This is a genomic window from Pseudomonas sp. SH10-3B (assembly GCF_019891415.1).
Lineage (GTDB): Bacteria > Pseudomonadota > Gammaproteobacteria > Pseudomonadales > Pseudomonadaceae > Aquipseudomonas.
Genome location: NZ_JAFLXD010000017.1, coordinates 24,896 through 48,520, shown reverse-complemented (window position 1 = coordinate 48,520; position 23,625 = coordinate 24,896). Strand labels below are relative to the sequence as shown.

The following is a 23,625-nucleotide window of genomic DNA, read 5'->3' as shown; positions in this document are numbered from 1 at the left end:
CTGTATCAGCCCGCCGCTCGCTCCAAGCACAACAAGCCATCAGCGCTGCGCTGTACCTTTAGCTGTTCATACCCATCAATCGAAGGATGCTCCGTCACCATGGGCTTGAGGTGCGTCGACGTCACAACCATCACATCCGCCCCAGCCGCCTCCCCCGCACGAATCCCCACCTTGGCATCCTCAAACACCAGGCAGTCCTGCACCGACACCCCCAGACGCTGCGCACCGAGCACATAACAGGCGGGGTTCGGCTTGCCGATGGCCACGTCTTCAGCCGTGACCAGCACCGCCGGCGGTGTAATACCTGCCGCTTGCAGCCGACGCAACGCCAGCTCCCTGGGTGCAGAGGTGACCAGCGCCCACTGATCACCAGGCAAACGGCTGAGAAACTCGACGGCACCGGCAATCGCAACGACACCGTCCACATCCTTGGTTTCAGCCTCGGTGATCCACCGCGCCTCAACCTGCGGATCAACACCGGGCAATGCCTGGCGCGTGATGGTGTCGATCGCCCGCGCACCATGGATGGTGGTCAGAAACCTCGCCACATCCAGCCCGTGGCGTTCAGCCCAAGTGCTCCACACCCGCTCGGCGGCAGCAATTGAATTGAGCAGGGTCCCGTCCATATCGAACAGGAAGGCACGGTAAGGGCGGGCAAATACGGCTGAACCTCGGATGGACACTGCGGGGTTTCCTCGTGAGCTGAAACGAATAATCGGCGCATGCAATCTACGGATCACCTGGTTGCTTGTAAACGCTCACGACGCCTGCAAAAAACACTGCGGCGTCAACTCACCTGTCCGCCCACTTCCACCACGTCCACCGGGGTATGCCATGCCGTCGACACCGCAATGCGCAGCCCATCGACCAGGCCCGCTCCAAGCTCACGCGACACGTGGATGAAGCCACTGCGTACACCCGAGCCCGCGAGTTCGTGCTGCAAACGGTAGAACACCTGGTTGCAAACAAATGTACCCGCCGTCTGCGACACCGACACCGCAATCCCCGCCTCCCGAACCGCCTTGGCCATCGCCTTGATCGGCAGCGTTGAGAAGTATGCCGCAGGGCCGCCGACCACTACCGCCGTGTCAATAGGCTGTGCGCCGAGGTTATCGGGAATGCGCGCGTCATTGATGTTGATCGCCACTCGCTCGATGGATATTTCGCTACGCCCAGGTGCCAATCCAGTGGCGATGACCATCGCCGGGCGCAATTCACTGATCAGTTGGACCAGGCACTCACCTGCCGTGGCAAATGCACAAGGCAGTCGGCGCGCAACAATCTGCACATCATCGTCGAGCTGCACGCCATCCAGTTGGCGCACCGCCTCCCAGGAAGGATTCACCACGTCTTGATCAAAGGGCTCGAACCCCGTCAGCAGTACGGTTCGCATCTGGACCTCACATCAACCAGTAAAGCAGGACAATATTGACCACCAGCATCATCAAGGCCGTCGGCATCTGGGCCTTGATCACCGCGTTTTTGTCTGGCAACTCCAGCAACGCCGCCGGCACGATATTAAAGTTGGCAGCCATCGGCGTCATCAGCGTTCCGCAGTAGCCGGAGAACATGCCAATCGCCGCCATCACCGCCGGATTGCCGCCGTAGATACCCACCAGCACCGGCACACCCACGCCGCCGGTCATCACCGGGAACGCCGCGAAACCGTTGCCCATGATCACCGTAAACAGCGCCATGCCCAACACATAGACCATCACCGCCACCAGCTTGAAATCCAGGTTGATGTAAGTGGTGGTGACGTGCGCGACCGCCGTGCCGACCCCGGCCTCATTGAACAACAACCCAAGCATCGCCAGCATCTGCGGCAACACCATGGCCCAACCCAAGGCTTCGGTCAGGCGCCGGGATTCGCGCAAGGCTTGCACTGGCGTATCGCGGGTCAGCCAGCAGGCCAGGCCGAGAGCGATCAAACAGCCGATGCCGAGGGACACGAAGGTGGTGTTTTTCGGATCCAGCAACGATACGCCGCCAATCTCGGTGTGCTTGAGCAAGACCGAACCGATCACCGTGGTCAGGGGAATGGCCAGCGCCGGGATAAACAGCTTGTGACCGAGGCGACCGGCACTGGCACGCGAAGCTTTGTCATGCAACTGCGCATGGGTGCCACGACCAACGCCGCCCAAACCTGCGATCAGCGCCATCACCACTACCCCCACACCGACCACCACCGATGGCAGGCGCTCCCCCACCAGGAATGGAATGGCGAACAGCAGCCAGAACAGTGCGCTTGACCAACGCTTGGGGTGGGTTCGATCCAACAGGATCATGCCCGCGGTAATCAGCAGCAGAACCCCGGCGAGCCAGTACAGGTATTGAATCGAGATGATCATTGCGCGACCTCCACTGGGGTGGCGACGGACGTCATCTCGCGGGTCAGCCTTCGGTCAAAGCGATGAAGTCGGATCGCGTGAATGATGAACGCGCAAATCGCCGTGGGAATGCCCCACATCGCAATGTGCAGCGGCTCTACGTCGATTCCCGCCCCCAGCAGGAAGGTGTGCATCAACGCGATCGCACCGAAGGCGACGAAGATGTCTTCACCAAAAAACAGGCCGACGTTGTCGGTGGCGGCACACATGGCCAACACCTTGTGACGCAGTTTATCCGGCAGTTTGCCGTAGCGTTTTTCCGCCGCGCCTTCGGCCATCGGTGCCAGCAGCGGGCGTACCATCTGCGGGTGCCCGCCGAGGCTGGTCAAGCCCATGGCAGCCGTGGTTTCACGCACAAACAGATAGATAATCAACAGGCGCCCGACCGTAGCGCGCTCAAACCGCGCAATCCAGTTCTGCGCATGCAGGCGCAAGCCGTGACGTTCCAGCAGGCCGATGACCGCCAGGGGCAACAACAGGATCAATTGCAGGGCGCGGGTCTGCAGGAAACCATTGCCCATGGTGGCGAGGATTTTTTCCAGCGGGAAATGGGCGGCAAACCCAGTGGCGATAGCGGCGGCGGTAACCACCAATAACGGATTGAAGCGCAAAACAAAGCCAACCACGATCACAAGTACGCCGATTAACGGCCATAAGTTCACAACAGTTTGCATGGCGGAAAGGTCCTTAAGTGCGCGCTGCGGCGCCATTACAGCAGGATGTGAACAAAGGGTTCACAGCAGGAAGTGGCGTGCAGTCGGCTCGTTTTTTTATTGTTGACCCGTCAGGGCGAGCGTCAGTGGCGGCAACTTTGCTGTGTGGAAGCGGGAGGTGTCCAACAAGAAAAATTGTTGCTGCAAACCAATAAATCTTGTGGGCAATTGAAGGCGGCGCAGGTAACAAGGTGTAGACAGGCTACGCAGGATTCGCGCATCGTAGCGTCGCCGATTGACCAGGCTCCCCATCACTGTTGTGGATACGGACATTCAGTGAAAACCGAAAAAACCCTCAGCGCACACTCCCGCACCGGACTGAAACCGGCGCGCCGATCGGTTCGCGCACTGACGACACGTCATCATCGGCATCGGAAGGGGCTGCATCGGTGACCTCACCCACTCCAGATTCAGCCGCGCAAACCAGCCTCAGCCTGCAAACCCGCCTGATTGCCCTGGTGGTCGCCGTCACCTTCTTCATGGAAAACCTTGACGCCACCGTTATCGCCACGGCACTACCGACCATGGCGACCGCCTTCGGGGTGACGCCGGTTGACATGAACATCGGCATCACCGCGTACATCCTCGCCGTAGCGATCTTCATCCCCCTGTCCAGCTGGATCGCCGACCGCTTTGGCGCACGCCGCGTATTTGCCGGCGCGATCATCGTCTTCACCCTCGCCTCGCTGCTCTGCGGGCTTAGCCAGAGTCTCGAGATGTTCGTAGTTGCCCGTGTCCTGCAAGGCATCGGCGGCGCACTGATGGTGCCCGTCGGGCGCCTGGCGGTGCTGCGCAACACCGACAAGAAAGACTTGGTGAAGATGATCGCGGTGATCACTTGGCCCGGCCTGGTGGCGCCTATCCTCGGGCCATTGGCCGGCGGCTTGATCGTGACCCATGCGTCGTGGCCATGGATCTTCTACGTGAATCTGCCACTCGGCGCCCTGGCCTTGATCGCCGCCCTATGGCTGGTGCCGGAAGGCCGCGAGACGAACGTGCGCAGGTTCGATGCAAAGGGGTTTGTCTTGCTGGCAGGCGCCTGCGTAGCGCTGCTGGGCGGGCTGGAATGGCTGGGCAGCCAGTCAGGCGAAATGCTCATTCCTGGCGGCATGCTGGTTGCGGCGGGACTCCTGCTGACGGTATGGGCCGTGCATCATTGCAAGGGCTACAGTGAGCCGTTACTGCCGCTCGACACCCTGTCCATCACGACCTTTCGCGTAAGCGTCTACGGCGGGTCGCTCTTCCGCCTGGCCATCAGCGCACTGCCTTTCTTGCTGCCACTGCTATTTCAAGTAGCGTTCGGCTTGTCACCAGTGGATGCCGGCCTGCTGGTACTGGCAGTATTCGCCGGCAACCTGGCGATGAAGCCCTTTACCACAGCCATCATGCAGCGCTACGGCTTTCGCAAGGTGTTATTGGTCAATGGGGTGATGGGGGTGATGTCGATTGCAGCCTGCGCGTTTTTCACCGCGCAGACGCCATTTGCACTGATCGCCAGCGTGCTGTTCGTGGGCGGCCTTTCACGCTCGATGCAGTTCACTTGCTACAACTCGATCGGCTTTGCGGACGTACCCAAGGCACGCATGAGCGAGGCGTCGGCGCTGTTCAGCCTGTCATTCCAACTGGCCATGGGGATGGGTGTGACGGTCGCGGCGCTGCTGCTGCGGGCATCCATGAGCGTACAAGGGCATGAGATTCAGGCGCAGGTCGCGGATTTTCGCGTGGCGTTCATCGGGGTGGCGTTGCTGGGGGTGTTGGCGCTGGTGGATGTGTACCGGTTGCCGGTAGGAGCGGGAGAAAGTGTGTTGAATCGACACTGACGGCTGCCGTTCAACACACTGTTGCGGCTATCAGGCGGTGGTATTGACCATCGATCCGGAGGTGCTGTTGCCCTCATCCGTTACCGCCTGCAACAGCGCGGAAGTCACCGTTTGCAAGGCCGCCGCAGTGCCCGCGATCTGTGTTTGCGCCGCTGCTACTGCCGCGGCTTTAGCCTCTGCACTCTGGTCGCTGGACTGGACTTCCTGCAAGGCCTGCTGCTGCGCTTGAAGCTGCTTTTGCAACTGCTCGATCTGCTTCTTCAACGCCTTGACGGTATCGGACTCCTTCGAGATCGATGAGGCTTGGCTACCGCCACCCACGCCTGCCGCGCTATTGGAGTCAGCTTTCATGTTGACGGTCATGCCGCCTGCGCTGTTCGTACTGGCCGTGGCCGTGGTATCAGTCGAGCTGACAAGGCTGGGAGTACTTGCTACGGAAGAGGTAGTGCTGATGTTGATAAGCATGCCAAATGTCCGAGAGTTGAAGATTTGCGACTGCATCGGCCTGGGCGTCGATTACTTTAGGGGCGTGTTGATTTTTTGATAGCCGTAAATTGCGAACAACAAAAAAGGGCCCACCTTTCGGTGAGCCCTTCTAGACCGCCCAGCAGAGCGGATTTTGTTTGGTAGGCGCGATTGGACTCGAACCAACGACCCCCACCATGTCAAGGTCTGCTAGGAGCAAGCTCCCAGCCCTGCTGCTCTTGGATTTCACAGAACGCCCATTCACATCATGAGGCGTCAAAAATGGCCAATATTCGCTTACTTCCGTCTGGCAACTGGAACGCTCAGGTTCGGGTTAAAGGTAAAGCTCCCCAGTCGAAAACCTTCAGCACCGAAGCCGAAGCTCAGTCATGGGCCAATCAGCTTGAAGCCGTGACGATGGATCGCAAGCACCACACCATCTACACGTTGGGCATGAACTACTGCGAAACCATGCTTAAGGGGAAAAGTAGCTACGTCCACGCGCTGAAAATCGTCGAACATCTAGGTAGGCACTTCACTCAGCCCATTCACGAAATCACGCCGAAAATGATCAACGACTTCAAGATCATGCGATTGAGGAAGGTGAAGCCTTCCACGTGCAGAACCCAGCTCGCATTCATGTCGAGGTTCTACCGATTCGCCAAACGCGGCTTGCTGATCGACATTCATAATCCGGTGAGTGACATCGCACTTCCAAAGCCAGACCGGTCTTCAGACAAGGTGGTCAGGGCAAGTGAGCTTGAGCGCTTGCTGGAAAAGCTCTCTCCCACCATGAAGCTCATCGTTGAACTAGCATACGAAACTGCGATGCGACGCTCTGAAATCCTGAAGCTAACGAAAGACTGCCTGCACCTCAGTGATCGCATAGCCGATGTGATCGACGGGAAGAACGGCACACGGTCTGTCCCCCTCACCCACCGTGCTGTTGAAATCCTCCAACTTGCCCAACTTTGGGCCACTGTGGGACGTCACCCGAACGGTCAAGTGTTCACCGTCACACCGCACGCCGTAACTCAGGCTGTGCGCTTGGCACGCGTAAAGGCAGGTTTAGATAGTAGCGTCAGACTGCATCAGCTCAGGCACACCAGGATCACGAACGTTGCGAAAAAGGGATTCAACAACGCTCAGATCATGATCGTATCTGGGCACCGTGATACACGATCCGTTGCGCGATACTCCCATCTAAACGTGAGGGACGTATTGCACCTGATCGACTAATCAAACCGGGCGGCCCGTCATGTTGAATTAGAGCTGGCTGCCCCTCCCCATCTACATGGCTCGGCAGATACAGGACAAAGTGCTGGGCCACCAAACCACGAAAACCTTCCACAGCTTCCGCAACACAATGATATACGGGTGAGGTAGGTATGGGTGAGAGACTCCTTGGTCAAGCGCATCGCTAGGCATTAAGACGCCGCCGTAATCTTCGGCATCTATGGTAGCCGCATTCCTATCAAAGCGATGTTTGAAGCAATTAAAAATATCTACTTTTAGTTGCGAAATAATCTAAGAAAGCGCTTGACTAATTGACCAACAGCATTGACAAAAAGCGCCAATTAGTGTATTATTATAATCACTTGGGAGAAAAAATATTCCGTGCATGCTCAGTACTCTCGAATGTCCTGCGCCCCACTGACGATAGATTTTCCTTCTAGCCATCAGTGACTGTATTAGTTTTTCTCCATTAAATTCAAAAGGTCTTACTTCACAGTTAGACCTTTTTTATTGCCTAGAAAAAAGGTTTAACAACCACCAAAAATTTATTACCACCAACTCAATGGAGGATTAACTATGCCTGAAACAAAAAACTGTTCCAGTTGTGGAACCAGCTTAGCTAACAAAAGATGTCACGCACGGACTTGTTCAAGTACTTGCCGCTGGCGAGTGTGGCAAGCTAAGCAATCATCTAGAGTGCAAGTTAAGCTAATGCTTAGCAAAGCCAGCTATGAGCTTATTAGAGGTAGCGCCGAAGCTGCTGGCGAGTCTGTCACTGATTACCTACAAGCTCAAGCAGTTGCAGGCTTAAAACAATGAGAACTCAATTGAATATTGAGGCAATCAATCAACTTGGCTTCATTATGGATCGTGCTGGGTATTCAAATCAGCAGCATTGCATCCAAGTAATGATATCGACCATCGCAAAGAATCTAAGGCGAGCTGACCTAAAAAAGCACAAGGAGAAGGCGAGTGAGCAATCTTGATCGTTTTACAAAGGGTATAGCAAGAGCATTAGCAAGAGCAAAAATACAATCCAAAAATAAAGTATTAGTTGGCAAAAGTGTAAGTGCTGAACCTGTAATCGTCGCAAACAATATTGATTCGCAAGACGATCCGATCATTCACTCGGATGAGCAGTACAGACAAACCACAATAAAAAAGATGATTATCCACATTAAATCAAAAGGAACAAAATAATGACTGACAAGATCACGATTAAAGGCGCCCCACCAAAGTTTGACGAACAAGTTTTGAAGCAGCGTCAAGCAGCACGACACAACCAATATCATCTGACATCTGAAAGTCACTGCCTTGTACGGGGTGAAATCGCCTTTGAGTTTCTTACGAATGTAATCAACTTTGTTGAGCAAGGGTATGAATTGAGCAGCAAGTACCCGATTACCACTGACCCAATGTCCTACTGCGCACACATGCGTAAGCCTAATGCAATCCAACAAGTTGACCTTAAAGCGCTTGATGAGCAAGTCAAGCAAAGCTACATCGCCGACTTGGAGTATCAGCATCAGAAGTACAAAGACCTACTCACCGCACAACTACTACAGGCCGCTGACTTGAAAGAGAAGAAGAAAGAGGAAGAGAAGAAAGCAAAGCTATTGAAAGAAATAGAGAAGGAAGTTTCCAACGCGCTCGGTGAATTGGTTACCCCAGCATAACCTAAGGACGACCACTGTAAACTCCTGCAATAGATTCTGAGCGTTTTTAAATGAAAAGTAATACCTCACTGGTTCCGGCAGCGCCTATCGCTGTACGGGGCTGTCGTGGGCGTCACTTAAGCCGTGCAGGCTGGGCGAATGAGTTAAGCGCCGATGTAACTTGTCACCAGAATGAGCTCCAGATGAAAGCAGAAGAAATTCATCTAGAAGCTTATTATTGCTTTAGAAAACAGTTTTTTCACTTAGAAAAAGAAAGACGCTTGACGCTTTTTTTAGAAAATGATCCCATTCGATTCCTCGGGAAAACGAGTAATTTTTACCGCCTACAACTCATTTAGAACCACTGGCAGCTACCGAGAGGCATTGCCAAATGAAATGAACTTGAAAAAAGGACAATCACCCCATGTCGTACCCGCTTGCCACTAATTCGCCTACCACCAGTAAGTCCCTCCACTTTTCCGATCTGCTTTCATCAGCAGGATTGGAAGCATTGAACGCACGTATCGCTGCTAACGCCGATCAGTGGTTGACAGACAATGCACCAAAGACTAAGCGACAACGTAAACCAAAGGGTATGAGTGGCCCCAAGCCGAAAGCTATTGATAATCCATTCTATCGGTTTTACGGCTGTCTAACTGATGAGGGTCGTTACCCTGATTATGCAATTGACATCATTGAGGGTGTTGTTCGTCTAGATTGGCATGATCGTCCTATCGGTGCTGGTGGTAAGAGTATGCCGCTGTCTAAACGTCACATTGCAATAATTATAGAGTGTTTGCCAACCATCACCAACGAAGCAGTGGAAGATTTACTCCAGCTGGAGGAAAGGCACGCAAGACGTTATTTCAGAGCAATCAAACTGATAATCCCAAGGATGGTGGGCAATCGCCCGCTCTTTCTCCGTAATGAGATGGAAGGTATTGAGCCTGAGCCCAAGCCAATCAAATGGGAAAACTTGGACGATCTACAAAAGCCAACAGCCGCTGAGCTGGCCAAGCTGCATTACGACCTTCGTACTTTTACTGAATATGCTACTGCTGAAGAGTATGAAACTGAAGAGGCAGGCAAGCCTAACAACGTGATTACGTTCCCTGTTCGCAACCAACACCCAAAGAAAGCTGAAGTGATGGGCATGTTGGTGCAGGGAGTTTCCCAGTCTGAGATCGAACGATTGACAGGCGTACCACGGAAAACCGTCCGCAGATGGCAGACCGAAACACCAGCATTGGCAGCCTAATGGGGTTTTCGCTGAGGTTGCCCACAATACTATTACTATAGAGTCAGCGAAGTGGCCTAATAGTATGCTGGGCATAGCCGCTTAGCTTCACGTAACTTTTTTAAAAAAAACACGCAAGAAATAACCTGCAAGCCACGTAGATCAAAGGTGCCGAGAAAGTTTTATTATATATAGCGAGCGTAAGCGAGTGACTATTAAAGCGAAGCTTTGGGGGTGGGTCATAATACGGCCGCATGTATCATAGAGCAGTGAGCGTAAGCGAATGACTTAAAGCGAAGCTTTAAATGGGTTGCACTTCTGTGGTTTACCACAGTGATGCATTTGAAAATAGGTAGAGAGGAGACCGAAGGGACCAAAAAAGAAATTATAATACCTCTGTGGTAAACCCACAGGATAGTTATTCAAGATATGTATATTCTATCGTAAACGATAGAGTAATGACTCTAGAAAAGATCAAAGATCTGATGGGCTTCGCTTACCCATCTCTAAAAGCATTCACCTTCGGCTCACTTGCTGACACTGATTATATTGGAGAGTTAAAAATTCTATAAGTCATTTCTGATTATCAATCAGACATGTTATCAATCTCCTGTGTGTACACACAGAAATAGACTTGGTGAGCATCCAGGGAGGAGAGCAACAGCGAACAAGCTTTGCACATTCACTTCACACAGTCTTGACGAAGAATCCAATAGCGTCTTGATACTCGATAGTTATCAGGAGCGCTATCAGGTTGCAATCATTCCCTTACAGTTTCAGATGAAAGACTAACATGGTCGCAAACACTGATTTTTACTGGTCTCCCGCTTTTCCCGTTTCAAGCACGATTCCGATTCTCCCTGATTTCTTCACAGGCAATGCAATCTGGTTGAAATTAAGAAAAAAGAGAGGCCGTAAGCCTTCTGCGACCTCCGCTGCACGTCGTTAGCGTCAACCCTATGGATGATGTCGGTATCGCCTGCAATACCACCCTACGTCATTCGGTAGCGTCTGAGCTACGATCTTTGTAACCCACAAGGACTATGGTCATGACAGACAACAACCAAGCCAATATAGCCACGGCAGATGTATTAACACTTCTACTGCATAACCAGCACGCGCTTGCTGCTGCAATTGAAGAGCTTGCCGTATGGGTCAGGTCAACAGGTTCACCCATAACGCACGGCAACGTGATCGGAGCATTGGAAACCATCGATGGAAACGCATCGGTCATTACCGCTGGCATTCTCAAGATACGTGAGTTGGCGTAGTTGATCGTGGGAATCATCAAACGACCGTTAAACGATACCCTCCAGACAGACGGTATGGCGCACCATCAAAATAGGCTTCATACATTGTTGATACCAAGGCACACTGATACCACGTTAAACGATACGGAGCCTTCACCATGTCACGCACCTTCCTGTACTGCCGTGTCAGCACCTCGACTCAATTCACCGAAAACCAAGTGCATGAAGTTAAAACCGCTGGCTTTGAGGTACAGGCGAGCCGAGTAGTAGAGGAAACCATTTCTGGCAGCATCGCGGCTATTGAGCGTCCCGGCTTTCAGAAACTGCTTGAGCGTATGGAGTCGTCAGACGTACTGATCGTTACCAAACTGGACCGATTGGGCCGTAACGCTATGGATGTCCGTCAAACTGTGGAGCACCTTGCAACCACAGGAATCCGTGTTCACTGCCTCGCCCTTGGCGGCGTAGACCTCACCAGTGCAGCAGGCAAAATGACAATGCAGGTGCTTGGGGCTGTCGCTGAGTTTGAACGTGACCTACTGATCGAACGCACCCAACAAGGTTTGCTCCGTGCGAAAGCCGAGGGAAAGAAGCTGGGACGTCCACAAGCAACCGACACCACAGCAGCAGTACAACGCCTCAAGGCCAAGGACATGACTCAGGCTGAAGTAGCCGCTGACCTCAAAATTGGTATTGCTACAGTTAAACGTCACTGGAATAAAGCGTAATACAGCAACGCTCGTTAAGGCTCACAGGAGCGACGACAAAGCGGGGTTGTGGCCCCCTACTCGGTTAAACCTTCCCATACACGACCCTGCGCGACGTCAGGCCATATTTAGATCATCACCATCGGATTTGGCGAAAGCTTGGCATAGGTCCATCCCTGAATGCCGTACCGGCTGGATATGCCTGATCGATATCCAACGCTTACCCTGGATTCCAGCAGAATCAAGATGGAGCTCACAATCAGGTTACCAATTCTGATTTCAGGGGACACGGGAAAAACCTACCCTACGCTCTTGAGAAATCTATTCGCGTTCGCCCATGCGAATACGCCCATATAGATCAGAGGTTTATTACCTGCCTAGTAGAGAGAACACGACAAATCCTGCAAAAATTGAATACAAGATCCCGCGAGCAACCCAAAGCATTCTCCTTTCCTTTTCCGTAGGCTCTACCACTACATCAGCGTCAAACCCCAACCTGTTGTTGACGCTATCTACGCTTGATCCGCAGTGTTTACATTTCACAGCTGCACATCGAATTGCCTCAGCACAGCTAGGACGTGCTCGGTACTCGCTAGAGCTATCGAATGCATCGATTCTGCGCTTGCCAGCAACTGCCATGATCACTCCTACAAGCAGCAATAAGCCGCCAATAAGAATGAAGTTCTGCCGTTCCGCCATCAAACCGATGTTGTTGACACGCCTAGCTCCCGACGACACCGAAACGTCCATAGCCATCGCACCTACCAAGCAAAGCATCCCTACTACGACCGCAAAATAACCAAAATACCGCATAGCGATTTCCCTTGAAATTGACCAGCACCCGTTGAAGCGAACCAGATTATCCCAAATTCAGATATCTGAAAACCAGATATAGGTTGGCGACTGCTCATCTCGCAGTTGTCCAGCCATGCCTAAGACGATCTATAGACCTGAACACGCCGCGCTTCTGTCTTTGCTGAAGAAGTACAGGAAAGCCGCTAAGCTGACTCAGGTTGAGTGCTCAAAGGCACTAGGCCGACCTCAATCCTTTATGAGCGATGTGGAGAGCGGGACACGCCGTTTGGACATCGTACAACTGCGTGATTTGTGCACCGTGCTGGGCGTTGGACTTCAAGACCTGATTGCCGAGTTTGAAAAATCTCTGTCGGCGGATAACAGCACGGCAAGCGCGTGGAACGAATCAAGCAAGGTTTAGAGAACAAAAAACTTTCTGAACCGGTTTGGAATCCATCGGGTAGGGGGAGCGGAATGCCACGCTGTGGGAACAGATGAGGTCACTGGTGGCGAAGCATCCAACAATGTCGTAAGAGCAACAGCGCACCCTCCTGACTGTAAGTCATTCAAGTATCAACCCTATAAAAAAAACGACTAACTCTACGCTCACACTTTTCGACCATAAGAGCACGTAAGTGAAGCAACCAAAAGAAAAGCATAAGAATATTTAAGTCAACTTTGAAATTATCATTTTTCGTAAATCATTGAACTCATCTGGAAAGTTTTGACAAACAACACCACAAAGCAGACTCAAGCACTGATCCTTATCAAGCCCAACATGTTGAGATATTTCAAAAAACTCATTATGTTTCCCTGCCTGTAACGCATATTCAAGCACCTCCAAACATTGCTCGACCTCGATACCTAACACAGAAGCAACGGCGTCAGGAGCACCTTTACTCATCTGTACTATCCATGCCTCCGGCCAAGTACTTCCTGGCAGATAAGAGACCTTACTATTGAACCATAACTTAAAACCTTCAGCAGGTTTTTCAGACATTCTTAAAGCAAAATTTAAATTATCGGACTTTAGAGATTTTTGATCACCATCAAAAATCGCTAGTGTTTGTTTTTCTTCTCCCCGCACATATAAAGCCGCAAGTTGTTTGGATATAGCAGATGCAGATCCGATCACTCTGATTGTAACTCTCGAGCGCACAGCCGCACTTAGCGCCGTTTGAATAATTGTACGAGCAACCTGATCCTCTACAAAAATGTCGAGTTCTTTTTGATCCAAAGCACCAAGCTTGGAAAAAGCGAACTCCGAAGATATTCCCGCCGTAATCTTAGTTCTTCCACCAACTGTCTCTATAAAAAATCTTGCATCGTCTGGGAGGCATTGGAATATTTCCTTAGAGTGCGTAGTACATATCACTTGAGTATGAGTCTGCATGCAAACTTCTTTGAGCTTCTCAATGAAAAGCCGCTGCGCCTTTGAATGAAGCCCTAATTCTATTTCATCCAACACCAGCAAGGAGTTCTGACCACAAGAGTAGATAGTTGAGAAAATTTCAAACAGAGCATTTTCACCCGCCCCCATATTAAAACCAGAATAAGTAACACCTCCAACCTTTACGATCGGCAAACTATATTTCGTATATTCTAAATGTCGATAGTCATCATATTTTTTCCCAAGAATGTAACCAACCACATCCTTAACATTATCCTCCCACCCTTTAACCTTAACATCTCTGAATGAGCGAGAGTAGGAACGAGACTGGCTTCTCTCCGCATGAGGAACTATTCTCTCAATCCCTAAAAATACAACAGTCTTCTTGACCCTAACATCATAATCATTCCATTTACCGCCTTGCTTCTTTATCCTATTCTGATAACCAATCCCGACAGGTATACTTCGCCAATTATCATGAGCCAGACCGTAAGAAATAATTACTCCTTGAGGAGGAATTTCTTCAGTATGCTGAATAAAAAAATCTGAAAACGTATAGTAACTTATCTTCCGCTTTGGCAACCTGAACGCTTTTACATCATTGTGGTACGCACAACATGCCAGAGCTAGAAGTGTAGATTTTCCAGATCCATTTACACCAGCGAACGCACTTATAGGATATTCGAGATCGACTTGGAATGGTGTTAATCCTCTCATTCCTCCAGAAACTAACCGAATATGCCTCAATAAAGCTTTCGAATTATCATTAGCAAACCACTGTCTAAGACTTTTATCCAGTTGACTCTCACGGTACTTCATGATTCGCGCGTCCTAGCTAAGTATCACCTAATTGAAAGTCTATCGGATTTGAGTAGACCTAGGAATTACAATAGAGCCCCTGCTACTATACTTTGCCCGCCTAATGACCAACAAATGCATCTAAATAAGCTTTCGCAGACCATCGAGACCTTTAGCTTAAACCAGAGAAAACTTTTAAATCAAAACAGTTCAATATCACAATCTTACAAAGAAACCAAAGTAGCTATTCAGGTTAGATCACATTAACGCATCGCTCGTACATAGTTAACTAACTAATGGACTACAGACCAGATTACAACCATATCAAATTCCTTGATCCTGCCGCTCCGATCAATTTAATTATCGCACCTTTAGAAAAAGAGAAGAGAATCAGCACTTCCCTCCTCTCCGATGAATATTAAATCATTCTTTCAGCCAGTGTTCTAAAACGGCTCTTGATTGCACAGGTGCGCTCGATCGCTCCCTCCATTTCGACAGTAAAATATTTAGTATGCTCCTAGCATTATAATTTTCCCTATAGGTATGAATAATTCTACCAGCGAAATCAACTACCTTTCGATCATTGAGATCAAAATACTCAAATGCATATACCAAACAACTAACATACCAATCTGGAACTTGTAACTCCGCAAAATAAATAACAACATCATCTAATTTACGTGTAAAAAACTCGAGAGCAACTTCACTATCACTCTCTCTTGCATGACAAACGTAGCATCCAAATGCAGCTGCACGAATTAAGTCGGAATTGCTTTCATCCTGGTAAACAGCCTCAAGCGCCTTACTATCAAGACCATATAACGACAACACATCAGATACACTTGAACTTTCCTCTAAACCCAATATGTTACGCCCTAAATTTTGCGGAATAAAATTAGCTAACAAAGGAAGGAAGTTATTCTCGCTAGGCAGGCTCACTACAAAAGGATAAACTGCGAGTGCATCAATATGTAATTGCTCATTTAATGCATTTATCACCAGAAGCTCACGCAATTCAGCAGCATATTTATCAAGCTTTTCAAAAACGTACCCCCATACTGAAAAATGATAATACATAACATGGATATTATTTTTTATTAGCTCAAATACTCCTAACCTCTTTTCTTCATCAGCATAAAAAATATCAACATCACAATAGTAGGCCGGAGGCATGAAAAAAGAGAGCGCGACCTCACAGTGATATTTAGACAATTCATTAGCTCGCTCCCAGCTATCTACCGTTCCGATATCAACAATACTAAAAACAGAGGGCATTTTATAAACAGGAGAGCTACCTCCGGAAAGCAAACGGTCAAGCTCTTCCTGAGTCACACCATTATAAAATTTTAACTGTGAACGCATTGGTTCATCGTCAAACTTGATTGGCAGCAGAGGATGAATATGGCTTGCCAAAAAACCTTCGTTCAAATCGTACTTAACATGAGTTCGCAAAATAATAAGTAAATCATCTATCCGCTGAGTACGAATAAACCTCATAACCGCAGAAAGCATATTCAATATTGGAGATCCACCTACAAAAATCTTTTCTCCTGTATTAGTAATTTGCTTAGGGATAGTTTTTGACTGCCAACTATGCACATTTTTAACAAGTGTAATACAGTCAAGCTTGATCAAATCTCTTTCTACTTCTTGACCAGGCACCTCAATTTCAAAAAGTAGTGAAAAAAGCTCAACCTCATCTTTTTGCATACCCAAATGAGCAAATCGACTTTGAATATTTTCATTTTGTCGCAAAATTCGAAGGATGACCATTACATCAATGTCACCAAGCGTATCACTTGCAAACAAACTTACAATTCCCTCTAGAAACCAGCTAGACGACACTAGCTCTTGTCGCCCTCTATAATTCGAAATATTATAAGAAAGATAAGTTCTAAACACTCTATTCAGATACTGATTAGATGCCCCGAAAAGCTTTGACTTTACCTCCCCTACTCGCTCATGGGAATCTGGCAGTCTCATCACTAAGCCAACTGCCGCTCCAATTTGCTCTGGTTCACTATATTCAAATAAGGCGTCTATCATACAATTTAAGAGCCATTCCAAAGACGCCTCATGAGACATAGTAGCAACATGACTTAGCACATTAATATCTGTCATAGCGTAAAGAGGCACAAGAGACTCTTTAAACTTCATTCTTACTGATCTATCCTGCTCTAGCACCCCTTCACACAACAGACGAAGTGCTAAAATAGCGCCTACCCCCATCCTACGGCGTAGCACCCGTGCGTAATGCGAGACATCGCTATCATCAATCTTACATATGACCTGCAAAGCTACAGAAAGCTCAGTAGGTCTCATATTCACCACTAGCGCACTGATAACAAAATGCATGACCTCACGCCAATGAGAATCCGCACCAATTACTTCTAACCTAGAACGTAGCACTAAAGGATCTATGTTTGAGTATATAAACTCACCAGCGAAAAACTCTTGAAGCTGACGAATATCAAATCGAAGAGTAGTACTGCTCTCAGGTGTATTAACAAATACTAACCTCTCAACAGTAGCCTCCATGAGAGTATCGACTAACTCGTCAACATTTTTTTCAACATAGAGCTTTGTCGTCTGCCGAGCCAGTTCGCAAAATTGCTCGCGCTTTAATGTAGTGTCTGCTCCATTACTTGTTTCCGCACTTGCATGGAGCGTTATACCTAGACGCGAGTGTATAGCCTTCAATAGAATTGTGTTTTCCCTTAGAAACTTAGAAATTCTAATATCCGGAAAATTCTTAAGGCTTTCTCTTTTCTTCATTACCTGATAAAAATTATCAAAGAGCTCCCATCTTTTCTCTGGCGGCCTTCCCCCATCCCTGACTACTACTGCCATAATGTGTGATTGTAAAGGAGTGGTCATCAACTCACGAACTTGAGCAGATTCCATTGCCGACTGTAAGACTTCTATTGATCCAGCGCTCTCTGTAGCACTACGACCAAATTTCAATACCCCTTCAGCGCATTTCATCGCCACACTTGGAGACAAAGATGAAAGTTCCAACACAGACGCATTTAAATTTTCAAATTGTCCTGAGTAACCTTGAGGCCGTGTAGTACAGAGTATCAACGCGTCTGCATCGAGTTCTGGAAGTACTAAATTAGAGAAACGGATTATTTCATTAGCAATATCGTCCTTTACATCATTTGGAACTTCATCAAGCCCATCGAAGTTAAAAAACCATCCTCGCGATGCTATAGCTCTTTTTAGAGTACCACCCTCAACTTTTTGATCTATCTTTAGTGAGATTTTCTCACAGAGGTATGTAATTACTCCTCGAGATTCGCTACTGCTACGAGCCCCAAACCAAGAAGCAAAATCTTTTAACTCTACGCTAACGGGTATACGCGCATTGACCGGCAGAAAGTTTAACCCGTCGGCAGTTTTGACAAAATCTCTCGCCACTTCCAGTATATCAGGCATGACAATTGGAGCATGCGGCTCAAGTAGCAGAGCTGCTCTTTGTACTTGAGCGTAAAACTGCCCAGCGGTAGATTTACCTTGGCCCGGCCCGCCCTTCAATAAAATTACACGCGCTCTCTTAGGAACAGTAGACCAATCTCTCCAGCCATCACCAAAAGAATTCCACACGGTAGCTTTATGGACGTTAGCAGAGGTAGCAACTAAAGTTTCCATTACGTCTGCCAACTCACTGTGAAAATTACACTCCACAGGCAAATCAACAAACAGCTCATTAATTTTCGGCCTGACACCTAGAGAGCCTGCCTGTTCTAACTTAGTATAAATCTGATCATTGAACTGATCTAGGATCAAGTTATTTATTATACTTTTTACTTGAGCACTAGCGTCACCAACTTGATTATAAACAGTCGTTAAGACATTTCCCGGCGTCAAAAAATGCCCGTAATATGACGCAGCATTGGGATCTTGAGCCAGAAAATCTAGTATTTTTCGCCCGCCCCAGATATCAACTTTGTACCCGACCCCAAAATGTTCCTCAACCAACTCCTTAACAGCATCATAAGACCCGGTCTTAATATTTCCAGATGGCTCTATATTTGTCGCTATTATCCAAATATCGGGAACAACCCTGCTTTCCGACTTTGAATAACTTTCCAGCTCTTTTTTCACTTCATTAACTAACCAAGCTTGAGGATTTTTCGACAGGTGCGGTTTATGGAACTTTGACTGAATATACCAGCTCCCCCGCCATCGCTCGGACTCCGTTGGATAAGGAGCTTCGCCTACTAGATAGCCATCCCGACCACCATCAGCCCCGCGTGCAAATCCAGTAACGCCCTTCCCCAAAACTTTTAACGCGAGAAAGTTGACCAAATGTTCAAAAGAGTTTGAATCTAGTTGCGAGAGATCGTATGAATCAGACATGCTTCCATGCTCCTGCTCAGCATAAAATACAAAAGGCTTGGAGACCCAAAGGTTACTCGAGTGGACTTCATTAGTGGTCATACACGTGAGTAGCGCTTGAGTATGGCAACTTTTACTGTTTCTAGCACCACTACGAAAGCCTACAGCTCGTAGGAATACGCAGATAGCGTGAAGCTATATGTCACCCAGAGGTGCGATATGGAAATTATCGCTTTGGTTACCGGTACGTTCTGTGACCATTTCTAATGGTCATGTGGCACTCGGTGCATACCACAAGTCTATGAGTTGTTCTACTTATGCCCTGAAATATGCGAGATAAATGCTGAGAATTTTTTAAAAACTCTTTTAAAAACATGAGACTAGGTAAGCATATTTAGAATCGCAGCCAATACCTATTCCAGCATCATTTGAAATGCAAGGCTCGAGCTAAAACAACCTTCCCCGGGCGTTCACATTGCCCTGTGTGAATGAACCAGATATTTTGTGAACGTTTTGTAGAAATCGCAGACAACAAAAAAGGGCCCACCTTTCGGTGAGCCCTTCTAGACCGCCCAGCAGAGCGGATTTTGTTTGGTAGGCGCGATTGGACTCGAACCAACGACCCCCACCATGTCAAGGTGGTGCTCTAACCAACTGAGCTACGTGCCTGCTGTGAGGCGGCATTCTACGGAATTCCGAAGGGGTGTCAACATCTTTTTTGCAGCTAAGCCTATGAATATGCGAATTTTTTATTTGTGGCCGGTGCGCCGCGCTTTTTCGGGTGGCTGGCAGGCAATTTTCAACTCAGGTAGGATCGGAGCACTCGTAAAAAATATAAAACAGAGGTTCCAGGATGGCGAACACCCCCTACCCCCAGTCGTATTACGCCGCTTCCGCCAATGCCGTTCCGCCGCGCCCAATGTTGCAAGGGGACGTCGAAACCGATGTGTGCGTGATTGGCGCCGGCTATACCGGCCTGTCCAGCGCGCTGTTTCTGCTGGAGAACGGTTTTCGCGTGACGGTGCTGGAAGCTGCCAAGGTGGGTTTTGGCGCGTCGGGCCGCAATGGTGGACAGATCGTCAACAGCTACAGCCGTGACATTGATGTGATCGAGCGCAGCGTCGGCCCCCAGCAGGCGCAGTTGCTGGGGCAGATGGCGTTCGAGGGTGGCAGGATCATTCGCGAGCGGGTGGCCAAATACCAGATCCAGTGCGACCTGAAGGACGGCGGCGTGTTCGCGGCACTCAACAGCAAGCACATGGGCCACCTGGAGTCGCAGAAGCGCTTGTGGGAACGCTACGGCCATACGCAGCTGGAATTGCTGGACGAGCGCCGCATTCGCGAGGTAGTGGCCTGTGACAACTATGTCGGCGGACTGCTGGACATGAGTGGCGGCCACATCCATCCACTCAACCTGGCGCTGGGTGAAGCGGCAGCCGTGGAGTCCCTGGGCGGTACGATCTACGAACAATCGGCGGCGGTGCGCATCGAGCGGGGTGCCAATCCGGTGGTACATACGGCCGAAGGTAAGGTCAGGGCCAAGTTCATCATCGTCGCGGGCAATGCCTACCTGGGCAACCTGGTGCCGGAGTTGGCGGCCAAGTCGATGCCTTGTGGCACTCAGGTGATCACCACCGCGCCACTCGGGGATGAGCTGGCCAAGACCCTCCTGCCGCAGGATTACTGCGTAGAGGACTGCAACTACCTGCTCGACTACTATCGCCTCACCAGTGACAAGCGCCTGATCTTCGGCGGCGGCGTGGTGTATGGCGCGCGCGACCCGGCGAACATCGAAGCAATCATCCGCCCGAAGATGCTCAAGGCCTTCCCGCAACTCAAGGATGTGAAGATCGACTACGCCTGGACCGGCAACTTCCTGCTGACCCTGTCACGCTTGCCGCAGGTCGGTCGCCTGGGCGACAACATCTACTACTCACAGGGCTGCAGCGGCCATGGCGTGACGTACACCCACTTGGCGGGCAAGGTCCTGGCGGAAGCGCTGAGAGGCCAGGCAGAGCGCTTTGATGCGTTTGCCGACCTGCCGCACTACCCATTCCCAGGCGGGCAACTGTTGCGCACACCGTTTGCGGCACTGGGGGCTTGGTATTATGGGCTGCGGGATAAGCTGGGCTTCTGACAAATCAATGGGAGCCGGTTCGCCGGCTCTCGCAAAAAATGGCCAAATCGCAGACACAAAAAACCCCGGTCTTTCGACCAGGGTCTTTGCTATCGGATCAAAGCAGCCAGTGGCTTTCTTTGTGCTTCAAGGCGTTCAGTGGGCCTTGAGGCAGATATGGCGCAGCGGACGGGACTCGAACCCGCGACCCCCGGCGTGACAGGCCGGTATTCTAACCGACTGAACTACCGCTGCGTATCGCTTGACCGGCCGAGCAAACCGCCTCAACCGTCTTTTAACTTCTGATCGATCAGCTTGGCTGTTCAATCTCAAGCCCGACGAATCGAACCTGGAAAATATGGCGCAGCGGACGGGACTCGAACCCGCGACCCCCGGCGTGACAGGCCGGTATTCTAACCGACTGAACTACCGCTGCGCGTCGGTGCAACCTTTAACGTTGCGTCTTACCCGAAGGCAAAACTCTCAAGAAGTGGTGGGTGATGACGGGATCGAACCGCCGACCCTCTGCTTGTAAGGCAGATGCTCTCCCAGCTGAGCTAATCACCCTTTGCTTCGTTGAGGCCGCGAAATTTACGCAGGTAGCGGACCTAAGTCAATAGCCTGCTTGAAGTTTTTCTGAAAAAGACAAAATTGCTTCAAGACGGCTACCCGCCCTACTCGCTGTAAATCATCTTCTTGCTCATGCCACCGTCCACCACAAACTCTTGCCCCGTGACAAACCCGGCCTGGCGCGACAGCAGCCACGCCACCATCGCCGCCACGTCCTCTACCGTACCCACCCTGCCCGCCGGATGCTGGGCATGATCGGCATCAGTCAAAGGTTCGGCACGCCGCGCAGCTGGATCACGGGCATCAATCCAGCCAGGGCTGACCGCATTCACCCGCACTTCCGGCCCGAGGCTCATCGCCAAGGCGTGAGTCAGCGCCAACAGGCCACCCTTGCTCGCCGCATAAGCCTCGGTATCCGGCTCCGACTGACGGGCCCGGGTCGACGCCAGGTTGACGATGGCGCCGCCGTGGGCACGCAGGTAAGGCGCACAGTGCTTGGCCAGCAACATCGGACCACTGAGGTTAACGGCCAGCACGCGGTTCCAGTAAGCCAGGTCAAGGCTTTCCAGGGTGATATTGTGCGGATCGGCCACCGCAGCGTTACAGACCAACGCGTCCAAACGACCGAATTGCCCCAGGACTTCGGCGACCCCTTGGGCCACCTGTTTCTCGTCAGCCACATCCATGGTGATAAACCAGGCATTCTCGCCCAGCACCTTGGACACCTTGGAGCCGCGCTCGCGGTCCAGATCGGTCAAGACCACCTGCCAGCCTTCGCTGATCAGCCACGCGGCAATCCCGAGGCCAATGCCCCGCGCCGCGCCCGTCACCAGGGCGACGCGCCCATTACTGGCCGTTGCGGCCTCCGTGGACCACTCGATCACAAGGCAGCCAGCCCGCGAGCCAGGTCAGCCTGCAGATCAGCGACGTCTTCCAGGCCTACCGCGATACGGATCAGGCTGTCTCGGATGCCGGCGGCTTCACGCTCCTGCGGCGCCAGGCGTCCGTGGGACGTGGTGCTCGGATGGGTAATGGTGGTCTTGCTGTCACCCAGGTTGGCAGTGATGGAGATCAGGCGGGTCGCATCGATAAAGCGCCACGCGCCCTCTTTGCCACCCTTCACTTCGAAACTCACCACAGCGCCGAAACCCCGCTGCTGACGCTGGGCCAGTTCGTGTTGTGGATGGCTCTTGAGGCCGGCGTAATGCACCTTCTCGATACCGTCCTGCTGCTCCAGCCACTCAGCCAGTGCCTGGGCGTTGGCACAATGGGCCTTCATCCGCAGGCTGAGGGTTTCCAGGCCCTTGAGGAAGATCCAGGCGTTGAACGGGCTCAGGGTCGGGCCGGCGGTGCGCAAGAAGCCCACCACTTCCTTCATCTGCTCGCTGCGACCGGCAACCACACCGCCCATGCAACGACCCTGGCCGTCGATGAACTTGGTGGCCGAGTGCACCACAATGTCCGCGCCCAGCTTCAGCGGCTGCTGCAAGGCAGGCGTGCAGAAGCAGTTGTCGACCACCAGCATCGCGCCTTTGGCGTGAGCCACTTCGGACAATGCGGCGATATCCACCAGTTCGGCCAGCGGATTGGACGGCGACTCGACAAACAGCAACCTGGTATTGGACTTGATCGCCGCATCCCAGCCGGACAAATCCGCCAGGGGCACGTAGTCCACTTCAACACCGAAGCGCTTGAAATACTTCTCGAACAGGCTGATGGTCGAACCAAACACGCTGCGCGACACCAGCACGTGGTCGCCGGCACTGCACAGGCTCATCACCACCGCCAGGATCGCCGCCATGCCGGTGGCCGTTGCCACCGCCTGCTCTGCACCTTCCAGCGCCGCAATACGCTCTTCAAACGCGCGTACAGTCGGGTTGGTGTAGCGGGAATAAACGTTACCCGGCACTTCGCCAGCAAAGCGCGCAGCAGCGTCGGCCGCCGTGCGGAACACGTAGCTGGAGGTAAAGAACATCGGGTCACCGTGCTCACCTTCCGGGGTACGGTGCTGGCCGGCGCGCACAGCCAGGGTATCGAAAGCTACGCCATCGAGGTCGCTGTCCAACCGACCGGCATCCCATTCCTGACTCATGCTGCGACTCCTTACTCAATTCTTTATTTAAGATACAAAACCGGCCCCTC

Annotated in this window: 19 protein-coding genes and 4 tRNA genes; 10 read left to right on the top strand and 13 right to left on the bottom strand. The window is 51.0% G+C overall.

Annotated elements, in window-relative coordinates:
• Positions 1-5 precede the first annotated feature (5 nt).
• From J1G35_RS14975 to J1G35_RS14960, 4 genes are all read right to left on the bottom strand, one after another.
• Positions 6-683 (bottom strand): HAD-IA family hydrolase, encoded by a 678-nt coding sequence (locus J1G35_RS14975; protein ID WP_223015305.1) that lies wholly within the window; start codon positions 681-683, stop codon positions 6-8.
• Between the two features lie 104 nt (positions 684-787).
• Complete coding sequence (gene pcp / locus J1G35_RS14970) at positions 788-1,393, bottom strand: pyroglutamyl-peptidase I (protein WP_223015304.1); 606 nt, start codon at positions 1,391-1,393, stop codon at positions 788-790.
• 7 nt (positions 1,394-1,400) lie between these two features.
• Positions 1,401-2,351 (bottom strand): DUF979 domain-containing protein, encoded by a 951-nt coding sequence (locus J1G35_RS14965; protein WP_223015303.1) that lies wholly within the window; start codon positions 2,349-2,351, stop codon positions 1,401-1,403.
• The gene (locus tag J1G35_RS14960) at positions 2,348-3,064 is read right to left on the bottom strand and encodes a DUF969 domain-containing protein (protein WP_223015302.1); all 717 of its coding nucleotides are present in this window, start codon (positions 3,062-3,064) and stop codon (positions 2,348-2,350) included. The genes J1G35_RS14965 and J1G35_RS14960 overlap by 4 nt, the downstream gene beginning before the upstream one ends.
• Positions 3,065-3,492: 428 nt before the next feature.
• On the opposite strand from J1G35_RS14960, the gene J1G35_RS14955 reads away from it, so the two are divergent.
• On the top strand, positions 3,493-4,923 hold the full coding sequence (locus tag J1G35_RS14955) for a DHA2 family efflux MFS transporter permease subunit (RefSeq protein ID WP_223015301.1): 1,431 nt from the start codon (positions 3,493-3,495) through the stop codon (positions 4,921-4,923).
• A gap of 30 nt (positions 4,924-4,953) precedes the next feature.
• Here J1G35_RS14955 and J1G35_RS14950 read toward each other — a convergent pair whose 3' ends face one another.
• Positions 4,954-5,388: a hypothetical protein gene (locus tag J1G35_RS14950; protein ID WP_223015300.1), complete on the bottom strand. Its 435-nt coding sequence runs from the start codon at positions 5,386-5,388 to the stop codon at positions 4,954-4,956.
• A 282-nt stretch (positions 5,389-5,670) separates the two neighbouring features.
• Here J1G35_RS14950 and J1G35_RS14945 point away from each other — a divergent pair, with 282 nt between their 5' ends.
• From J1G35_RS14945 to J1G35_RS14910, 8 genes are all read left to right on the top strand, one after another.
• A complete protein-coding gene (locus J1G35_RS14945; protein WP_223015299.1) occupies positions 5,671-6,627 on the top strand; it encodes a site-specific integrase in 957 nt (318 codons plus the stop codon).
• Between the two features lie 969 nt (positions 6,628-7,596).
• Positions 7,597-7,824, top strand: a complete 228-nt coding sequence (locus J1G35_RS14940) for a hypothetical protein (RefSeq protein WP_223015298.1) — start codon at positions 7,597-7,599, stop codon at positions 7,822-7,824.
• Entirely contained in the window at positions 7,824-8,300 is a 477-nt protein-coding gene (locus tag J1G35_RS14935) for a hypothetical protein (RefSeq protein ID WP_223015297.1), read from the top strand. Before J1G35_RS14940 ends, J1G35_RS14935 begins: the two co-directional genes overlap by 1 nt.
• 50 nt (positions 8,301-8,350) lie before the next feature.
• Entirely contained in the window at positions 8,351-8,638 is a 288-nt protein-coding gene (locus J1G35_RS14930; protein WP_223015296.1) for a hypothetical protein, read from the top strand.
• Positions 8,639-8,703: 65 nt separating this feature from the next.
• Positions 8,704-9,537 (top strand): helix-turn-helix domain-containing protein, encoded by an 834-nt coding sequence (locus J1G35_RS14925; protein WP_223015295.1) that lies wholly within the window; start codon positions 8,704-8,706, stop codon positions 9,535-9,537.
• 1,028 nt (positions 9,538-10,565) lie between these two features.
• On the top strand, positions 10,566-10,787 hold the full coding sequence (locus J1G35_RS14920; RefSeq protein WP_223015294.1) for a hypothetical protein: 222 nt from the start codon (positions 10,566-10,568) through the stop codon (positions 10,785-10,787).
• 137 nt (positions 10,788-10,924) lie between these two features.
• Positions 10,925-11,494, top strand: coding sequence for a recombinase family protein (locus J1G35_RS14915; RefSeq protein WP_198712308.1), 570 nt, complete (start codon positions 10,925-10,927; stop codon positions 11,492-11,494).
• Positions 11,495-12,401: 907 nt separating this feature from the next.
• Complete coding sequence (locus tag J1G35_RS14910; protein WP_223015293.1) at positions 12,402-12,689, top strand: helix-turn-helix transcriptional regulator; 288 nt, start codon at positions 12,402-12,404, stop codon at positions 12,687-12,689.
• A gap of 246 nt (positions 12,690-12,935) precedes the next feature.
• Here the strand turns inward: J1G35_RS14910 and J1G35_RS14905 are convergent, their stop codons facing one another.
• The 3 genes from J1G35_RS14905 to J1G35_RS14895 form a co-directional block, all read right to left on the bottom strand.
• Positions 12,936-14,477 (bottom strand): AAA family ATPase, encoded by a 1,542-nt coding sequence (locus J1G35_RS14905; RefSeq protein WP_223015292.1) that lies wholly within the window; start codon positions 14,475-14,477, stop codon positions 12,936-12,938.
• Between the two features lie 402 nt (positions 14,478-14,879).
• Positions 14,880-18,818 carry a hypothetical protein gene (locus J1G35_RS14900; protein WP_223015291.1) on the bottom strand — a complete coding sequence of 1,313 codons (3,939 nt, stop codon included), beginning with the start codon at positions 18,816-18,818 and terminating at the stop codon, positions 14,880-14,882.
• Positions 18,819-19,389: 571 nt separating this feature from the next.
• Positions 19,390-19,466 (bottom strand) — tRNA-Val (locus J1G35_RS14895).
• A 184-nt stretch (positions 19,467-19,650) separates the two neighbouring features.
• On the opposite strand from J1G35_RS14895, the gene J1G35_RS14890 reads away from it, so the two are divergent.
• Positions 19,651-20,934, top strand: coding sequence for an FAD-binding oxidoreductase (locus tag J1G35_RS14890; protein WP_053128857.1), 1,284 nt, complete (start codon positions 19,651-19,653; stop codon positions 20,932-20,934).
• Positions 20,935-21,091: 157 nt separating this feature from the next.
• On the opposite strand, the gene J1G35_RS14885 is transcribed toward J1G35_RS14890, so the two are convergent.
• The 5 genes from J1G35_RS14885 to J1G35_RS14865 form a co-directional block, all read right to left on the bottom strand.
• Positions 21,092-21,168 (bottom strand) — tRNA-Asp (locus J1G35_RS14885).
• Between the two features lie 104 nt (positions 21,169-21,272).
• Positions 21,273-21,349, bottom strand: a tRNA-Asp gene (locus tag J1G35_RS14880).
• Between the two features lie 55 nt (positions 21,350-21,404).
• Positions 21,405-21,480, bottom strand: a tRNA-Val gene (locus tag J1G35_RS14875).
• 107 nt (positions 21,481-21,587) lie between these two features.
• Positions 21,588-22,367 (bottom strand): SDR family oxidoreductase, encoded by a 780-nt coding sequence (locus J1G35_RS14870; protein WP_223015290.1) that lies wholly within the window; start codon positions 22,365-22,367, stop codon positions 21,588-21,590.
• The gene (locus J1G35_RS14865) at positions 22,364-23,575 is read right to left on the bottom strand and encodes an O-succinylhomoserine sulfhydrylase (RefSeq protein ID WP_053128853.1); all 1,212 of its coding nucleotides are present in this window, start codon (positions 23,573-23,575) and stop codon (positions 22,364-22,366) included. Before J1G35_RS14865 ends, J1G35_RS14870 begins: the two co-directional genes overlap by 4 nt.
• Positions 23,576-23,625 lie beyond the last annotated feature (50 nt).